This is a genomic window from Microcystis sp. M53602_WE12 (assembly GCF_030065455.1).
Taxonomy (GTDB): domain Bacteria; phylum Cyanobacteriota; class Cyanobacteriia; order Cyanobacteriales; family Microcystaceae; genus Microcystis; species Microcystis aeruginosa.
The window spans coordinates 1-1,965 of sequence record NZ_JASJFB010000686.1 but is presented as its reverse complement, the minus strand read 5'-3'; the positions used below and the strand labels follow the sequence as shown (position 1 = coordinate 1,965).

Below are 1,965 nucleotides of genomic sequence, written 5' to 3'. Positions count from 1 at the left end.
GGTGTGGGGTGTGGGGTGTGGGGAAGTGGGGAGATGGGGAAGTGGGGTGTGGGGTGTGGGGTGTGGGGTGTGGGGTGTGGGGAGAAAAAAGCTGTCTCCTGTCTCGGAGTCTCCTGTCTCCTGTCCCCTGTCTCGGAGTCTCCTGTCTCCTGTCTCCTGATTAGGTGCAGGGGAGAGAACGCAGGTACTCACTGAGGTGGGAACGTAAACCGATGCCATGGAAAAGCGGGCCACGACTGCCTAATTCGACGATACTGAGGGCGGCCACGGGCATTTCAAACCGATCGCGATAACGGCCCACATCGATGCCCATCAGACTACAGAGCATGATCCGGATGGTGGCCTTGTGGGAAACAATCAGGATATTGCCATCACTGTGGGTGTGTTCAATTTCCTCCAAAACGGCCGCCGAACGACGGGCGATATCGATCCCCCTTTCTCCGTTGGGGGGAGCATTCCAAGCCGGATCCGTCAACCAGCGTACATAGAGATCATGATATTGGCGATCGATATCGTTGGGGTGCATACCTTCCCAAAGACCATAACCGATCTCTTGTAATCCCTGGCGGATTTCTAATTTCAGTCCTACCGCTTCACAGAGGGGTTTAGCGGTTTGAATAGCTCTTTGGAGGGGACTGACGTAGGCCGCGCGCCAAGGTAAAGAACGATAGACATCGGCGAATTCCTCGGCCATTTCGATGCCTTCGGCAGTCAAACCGGGGTCATTTTCTGGAGTACCACAGTATCCTCCCGTTTTGCTATAGGCCGTTTGTCCGTGTCGTAGAAAATATAACATCAAGCACATAGTTTTTCAGGAGACCAAATTCGGGGCTTCCCTGGTTACTGTTGACTGGTTAGGTTCCCGCTCGCGAGCGTAGGTCATTGCGGAGGTGAGAGCGATCGCCCATGACTTGAAAGAGGGGACCGTGTTCGGCTAATTCGACGATCGTCACCGAGGCCACGGGCATGGCAATTCGATCGCGATAACGGCCGATATCAATGCCTAAAAGAGAACATAACATGATTCGGATCGTTGCTTTATGGGAAACGATCAAAATATGGCCATCATCGTGATTATGGTCGATTTCCTCTAATACTTCCGAACTGCGGCGAGCGATATCGATGCCTTTTTCGCCCCCTGTGGGAGAATTCCAGCCTGGATCTGCTAACCAGCGCACATAATCATCATGAAACTCCCGATTAACCTCGGCTGCGGTTTTTCCCTCCCATTGGCCGTAGGCAATCTCTTTTAATCCTTCCCGTTTGTGGATGGGAATACCTAAGAGATCGCTTAAAGGGGTGGCCGTGGCCATGGTGCGCTTGAGGGGACTAGAATAGATCCCTGTCCAAGGCACATCTCGATAGACAAGAGCGAAATCCTTGGCCATTTCATCGCCGGCCGGGGTTAGTTGCAAGTCTAATCGACCGCAAAAACTACCCGCTTGACTGGCTGTGGTTTCGCCATGACGCAAAAAGTAAAGTTTTAGACTCATTTTTTGGGTGCATCTCAATATTTGTGACTCTCTCCCACTTATAGTGATACTAAATCCTGTTTAAAAAGTACAGGAGACCAGGGAGCAGGGGGTGGGGAGCAGGGAGAAACAATCCATAACTTGGCAGTTAATCACACTATTAAAAACGGATTTGGTATGATAAAAGGTAAAAAAGGTTATCCTAAATTCCCAAAAAATAATCGGCTCTCTTATTCTTTGTGTGATAAGTTTAACTTATATAGTAGTGATCGATCTTTGTGTCTCTGTGGTTCGTTCCACTCACTCGCCCGCAAGACTGTATCTTAGAATACATTGAGGCAGGGTGTGGGGTGTGGGGTGTGGGGTGTGGGGAAGTGGGGAGATGGGGAGACCACTTCGTGCGCGTTGCGGGGGGAGAATAAATAAAAGCCATCTCCTAAGTAGGTAGGCGTTAAAAATTATCAGACACCACCCTTATCAAGGGGGGACTAAG

General features: G+C 50.5%; 4 protein-coding genes. All 4 read right to left on the bottom strand.

Annotation, left to right across the window (positions count from 1 at the left end; genetic code table 11):
- Positions 1 to 192, bottom strand: a 192-nt coding sequence (locus PX482_RS21405) for a hypothetical protein (protein ID WP_288122994.1), incomplete at its 3' end; no start/stop codon positions are given.
- Complete coding sequence (locus tag PX482_RS21400) at positions 161 to 805, bottom strand: histidine phosphatase family protein (RefSeq protein WP_288027812.1); 645 nt, start codon at positions 803 to 805, stop codon at positions 161 to 163. The genes PX482_RS21405 and PX482_RS21400, both read right to left, overlap by 32 nt.
- A 49-nt stretch (positions 806 to 854) precedes the next feature.
- Positions 855 to 1,493, bottom strand: coding sequence for a histidine phosphatase family protein (locus tag PX482_RS21395; RefSeq protein WP_002759709.1), 639 nt, complete (start codon positions 1,491 to 1,493; stop codon positions 855 to 857).
- Positions 1,494 to 1,722: 229 nt separating this feature from the next.
- The gene (locus PX482_RS21390) at positions 1,723 to 1,905 is read right to left on the bottom strand and encodes a hypothetical protein (RefSeq protein ID WP_196219833.1); all 183 of its coding nucleotides are present in this window, start codon (positions 1,903 to 1,905) and stop codon (positions 1,723 to 1,725) included.
- Positions 1,906 to 1,965 lie beyond the last annotated feature (60 nt).